The sequence below is a fragment of the Acinetobacter sp. ANC_7504 genome, from assembly GCF_056779995.1.
The window spans coordinates 1-5,542 of record NZ_JBWYIZ010000024.1 but is presented as its reverse complement, the minus strand read 5'-3'; the positions used below and the strand labels follow the sequence as shown (position 1 = coordinate 5,542).

At 48.7% G+C, this 5,542-nt stretch carries 2 tRNA genes and 3 rRNA genes; all 5 read right to left on the bottom strand.

Features of this window, described 5'->3' with window-relative positions:
- Nucleotides 1-16: 16 nt before the first annotated feature.
- The 5 genes from rrf to AC1M9F_RS14380 all read right to left on the bottom strand — a co-directional run bounded on the left by rrf (nt 17) and on the right by AC1M9F_RS14380 (nt 5,373).
- Nucleotides 17-131, bottom strand: a 5S ribosomal RNA gene (rrf, locus tag AC1M9F_RS14400).
- A 180-nt stretch (nt 132-311) separates the two neighbouring features.
- Nucleotides 312-3,203: ribosomal RNA gene (locus AC1M9F_RS14395) — 23S ribosomal RNA — on the bottom strand.
- Nucleotides 3,204-3,582: 379 nt separating this feature from the next.
- Nucleotides 3,583-3,658, bottom strand: a tRNA-Ala gene (locus AC1M9F_RS14390).
- 39 nt (nt 3,659-3,697) lie between these two features.
- Nucleotides 3,698-3,774: transfer RNA gene (locus tag AC1M9F_RS14385), tRNA-Ile, on the bottom strand.
- A 61-nt stretch (nt 3,775-3,835) separates the two neighbouring features.
- A 16S ribosomal RNA gene (locus tag AC1M9F_RS14380) occupies nt 3,836-5,373 on the bottom strand.
- The 16S, 23S and 5S rRNA genes sit together here with 2 tRNA genes alongside, the layout of an rRNA operon.
- Between the last annotated feature and the right edge of the window lie 169 nt (nt 5,374-5,542).

Genomic DNA, 5,542 nt, shown 5'->3' with positions numbered 1-5,542 from the left:
GGTGTTTAGAATAATGAGCTGGCGATGACTTACTCTCACATGGGTAACCCCACACTACCATCAGCGCTAAGAGGTTTCACTTCTGAGTTCGGGAAGGGATCAGGTGGTTCACTCTTGCTATTGTCGCCAGCACAACTGTTGTGACTTTGCTTGGGTCTTATTCGCATATATTATTTGCGTGCCTTTGCTTGGTCAAAGAAGTTATTAACAGCTATTTGAGTTGCTTTAATTTGTGCAGTTTAGCGTTTTATCTAACTAAATCAAGTTATTTGTCATGATTTGAACCACAACACCAACTGTTTGGGTGTTGTATAGTCAAGCCTCACGAGTAATTAGTATTGGTCAGCTTCATACGTCACCGTACTTCCACATCCAACCTATCAACGTTGTAGTCTTCAACGGCTCTTTAGAGGACATAAAGTCCTTGGGAAATCTAATCTTGAGGTAGGCTTCCCGCTTAGATGCTTTCAGCGGTTATCCCTTCCGAACATAGCTACCCGGCGATGCGACTGGCGTCACAACCGGTACACCAGAGGTTCGTCCACTCTGGTCCTCTCGTACTAGGAGCAGATCCTCTCAAATTTCCAACGCCCACGGTAGATAGGGACCGAACTGTCTCACGACGTTCTAAACCCAGCTCGCGTACCTCTTTAAATGGCGAACAGCCATACCCTTGGGACCTGCTTCAGCCCCAGGATGAGATGAGCCGACATCGAGGTGCCAAACACCGCCGTCGATATGAACTCTTGGGCGGTATCAGCCTGTTATCCCCAGAGTACCTTTTATCCGTTGAGCGATGGCCCTTCCATACAGAACCACCGGATCACTAAGACCTACTTTCGTACCTGCTCGACTTGTGGGTCTCGCAGTTAAGCGCGCTTTTGCCTTTATACTCTACGCGTGATTTCCGACCACGCTGAGCGCACCTTCGTACTCCTCCGTTACTCTTTAGGAGGAGACCGCCCCAGTCAAACTACCCACCAGACATGGTCCTCGCTCCAGATAATGGAGCAGAGTTAGAACCTCAATATTACCAGGGTGGTATTTCAAGGACGGCTCCATAGAAACTGGCGTTTCTACTTCAAAGCCTCCCACCTATCCTACACAAGTAAGATCAAAGTTCAATGTCAAGCTGCAGTAAAGGTTCACGGGGTCTTTCCGTCTAGCCGCGGGTACACCGCATCTTCACGGCGAATTCGATTTCACTGAGCCTCTGCTGGAGACAGCGCCGCCATCATTATGCCATTCGTGCAGGTCGGAACTTACCCGACAAGGAATTTCGCTACCTTAGGACCGTTATAGTTACGGCCGCCGTTTACTGGGGCTTCGATCAAGAGCTTCGCTTACGCTAACCCCATCAATTAACCTTCCAGCACCGGGCAGGCATCACACCCTATACGTCCACTTTCGTGTTTGCAGAGTGCTATGTTTTTAATAAACAGTTGCAGCGGCCTGGTTTCTGAGGCTGCCAGTAGCTCAAGGAGCAAGTCCTATCACCGCCGGCAGCGTACCTTCTCCCGAAGTTACGGTACCATTTTGCCTAGTTCCTTCAGCAGAGTTCTCTCAAGCGCTTTGGTCTACTCGACCTGACCACCTGTGTCGGTTTCGGGTACGATTCCTGTGTAACTGAAGCTTAGAGACTTTTCCTGGAAGTATGGTATCAGCCACTTCGCTAGTAAACTAGCTTGCTATCGATTCTCAGCATAGAGTACCCCGGATTTGCCTAAGATACATGCCTACAATCTTCCACCTGGACAACCAACGCCAGGCTGACTTAACCTTCTCCGTCCTCTCATCGCATTACACAGAAGTATTGGAATATTAACCAATTTCCCATCGACTACGCCTCTCGGCCTCGCCTTAGGGGTCGACTCACCCAGCCCCGATTAACGTTGGACTGGAACCCTTGGTCTTTCAGCGAACGGGTTTTTCACCCGTTTTATCGTTACTCACGTCAGCATTCGCACTTCTGATACCTCCAGCAGACTTCTCAATCCACCTTCATCGGCTTACAGAACGCTCCCCTACCACTTGCAATAAATTGCAAATCCGCAGCTTCGGTACATAGTTTTAGCCCCGTTACATCTTCCGCGCAGGCCGACTCGACTAGTGAGCTATTACGCTTTCTTTAAAGGGTGGCTGCTTCTAAGCCAACCTCCTAGCTGTCTATGCCTTCCCACATCGTTTCCCACTTAACTATGATTTAGGGACCTTAGCTGGCGGTCTGGATTGTTTTCCTCTTGACTACGGACGTTAGCACCCGCAGTCTGTCTCCCGGATAGTACTCATTGGTATTCGGAGTTTGCATCGGTTTGGTAAGTCGGGATGACCCCCTAGCCGAAACAGTGCTCTACCCCCAATGGTATTCGTCCGAGGCGCTACCTAAATAGCTTTCGGGGAGAACCAGCTATCACCAGGCTTGATTAGCCTTTCACCCCTATCCACAAGTCATCCCCTGGCTTTTCAACGACAGTGGGTTCGGTCCTCCAGTAAGTGTTACCTCACCTTCAACCTGCTCATGGATAGATCGCCTGGTTTCGGGTCTACACCCAGCAACTAAACGCCCTATTAAGACTCGATTTCTCTACGGCTCCCCTATTCGGTTAACCTTGCTACTGAATGTAAGTCGCTGACCCATTATACAAAAGGTACGCAGTCACCACACGAAGTGGCTCCCACTGCTTGTATGCATGCGGTTTCAGGATCTATTTCACTCCCCTCACAGGGGTTCTTTTCGCCTTTCCCTCACGGTACTGGTTCACTATCGGTCAGTCAGGAGTATTTAGCCTTGGAGGATGGTCCCCCCATATTCAGACAAGGTTTCACGTGCCCCGCCCTACTCGACATCATCATGTAAGCCCTTTCGTGTACAGGACTATCACCTACTATGGTTGCACTTCCCAGAGCATTCCACTAAAGCTTACATAACTTAATGGGCTTTTCCCCTTTCGCTCGCCGCTACTGAGGGAATCTCAATTGATTTCTTTTCCTACGGGTACTGAGATGTTTCACTTCCCCGCGTTTGCCTTGCAACACTATGTATTCATGTTGCAATACCTATCTTATGATAGGTGGGTTCCCCCATTCAGAAATCTCCGGATCACAGGATATTTGCCGCCTCCCCGGAGCTTTTCGCAGGCTATCACGTCTTTCATCGCCTCTGACTGCCAAGGCATCCACCACATGCACTTAATTACTTGACTATACAACCCCAAACAGTCGTTCGATCCTACAAGTAGATCGTTCAACATTACAGTTTGAAGTACTGTGTATCTAAACACTGTACAGCTTCAATTCAAATTCATATACCAAAACGCTTGATTCAGTTAATTTCGCTAGTTCTCATTTCAATCACTTCAACTTAATAACTTACGTTATCTCGTTTCCGCTCTTTCTATGAGTATGAACAAATTATTTCAACTCAAATATATGCTGTTAATGATTCACTACGTCTTCGTCAGATCGCAGTCAACTGTGATAAATCACAGAGCTTAATAATCAAGGCGTGCAGTATACACAGCTTTATTACTAAGCTCTATAAGCTATCAACTCGTTTGCTTACTACGTATTCGAATGAATACGTGGTGGAGACTAGGAGAGTCGAACTCCTGACCTCCTGCGTGCAAAGCAGGCGCTCTACCAACTAAGCTAAGTCCCCAGCTTATCATTTAGATCAATGTATCGTATGAGTATGTCATGGTGGGTCTGACAAGACTTGAACTTGTGACCCCACGCTTATCAAGCGTGTGCTCTAACCAACTGAGCTACAGACCCTCAGATACATCGTCATGAAGAACAACTTGTTGTGGATTCTTACCAATCGTCAATCTTTCGTTAAGGAGGTGATCCAGCCGCAGGTTCCCCTACGGCTACCTTGTTACGACTTCACCCCAGTCATCGGCCACACCGTGGTAAGCGTCCTCCTTGCGGTTAGACTACCTACTTCTGGTGCAACAAACTCCCATGGTGTGACGGGCGGTGTGTACAAGGCCCGGGAACGTATTCACCGCGGCATTCTGATCCGCGATTACTAGCGATTCCGACTTCATGGAGTCGAGTTGCAGACTCCAATCCGGACTACGATCGGCTTTTTGAGATTAGCATCCTATCGCTAGGTAGCAACCCTTTGTACCGACCATTGTAGCACGTGTGTAGCCCTGGTCGTAAGGGCCATGATGACTTGACGTCGTCCCCGCCTTCCTCCAGTTTGTCACTGGCAGTATCCTTAAAGTTCCCGGCTTAACCCGCTGGCAAATAAGGAAAAGGGTTGCGCTCGTTGCGGGACTTAACCCAACATCTCACGACACGAGCTGACGACAGCCATGCAGCACCTGTATGTAAGTTCCCGAAGGCACCAATCCATCTCTGGAAAGTTCTTACTATGTCAAGACCAGGTAAGGTTCTTCGCGTTGCATCGAATTAAACCACATGCTCCACCGCTTGTGCGGGCCCCCGTCAATTCATTTGAGTTTTAGTCTTGCGACCGTACTCCCCAGGCGGTCTACTTATCGCGTTAGCTGCGCCACTAAAGCCTCAAAGGCCCCAACGGCTAGTAGACATCGTTTACGGCATGGACTACCAGGGTATCTAATCCTGTTTGCTCCCCATGCTTTCGTACCTCAGCGTCAGTATTAGGCCAGATGGCTGCCTTCGCCATCGGTATTCCTCCAGATCTCTACGCATTTCACCGCTACACCTGGAATTCTACCATCCTCTCCCATACTCTAGCTTCCCAGTATCGAATGCAATTCCCAAGTTAAGCTCGGGGATTTCACATCCGACTTAAAAAGCCGCCTACGCACGCTTTACGCCCAGTAAATCCGATTAACGCTCGCACCCTCTGTATTACCGCGGCTGCTGGCACAGAGTTAGCCGGTGCTTATTCTGCGAGTAACGTCCACTATCCAAGAGTATTAATCTTAGTAGCCTCCTCCTCGCTTAAAGTGCTTTACAACCAAAAGGCCTTCTTCACACACGCGGCATGGCTGGATCAGGCTTCCGCCCATTGTCCAATATTCCCCACTGCTGCCTCCCGTAGGAGTCTGGGCCGTGTCTCAGTCCCAGTGTGGCGGATCATCCTCTCAGACCCGCTACAGATCGTCGCCTTGGTAGGCCTTTACCCCACCAACTAGCTAATCCGACTTAGGCTCATCTATTAGCGCAAGGCCCGAAGGTCCCCTGCTTTCTCCCGTAGGACGTATGCGGTATTAGCATCCCTTTCGAGATGTTGTCCCCCACTAATAGGCAGATTCCTAAGCATTACTCACCCGTCCGCCGCTAGGTCCAGTAGCAAGCTACTTTCCCCCGCTCGACTTGCATGTGTTAAGCCTGCCGCCAGCGTTCAATCTGAGCCATGATCAAACTCTTCAGTTTAAAATCAATAGTACCTAAAGGGTACCAATCTTGGCTCATCAATTACTGACAAAAAATTTGCTCAAATAAACTTCGAGAAATTTCTACCAATCATCAATGATAATATATATCGATCAAGCAACCAGTAAAAATCCACACAAGTTGTTCTTCATAATCTCTTAATGATCTT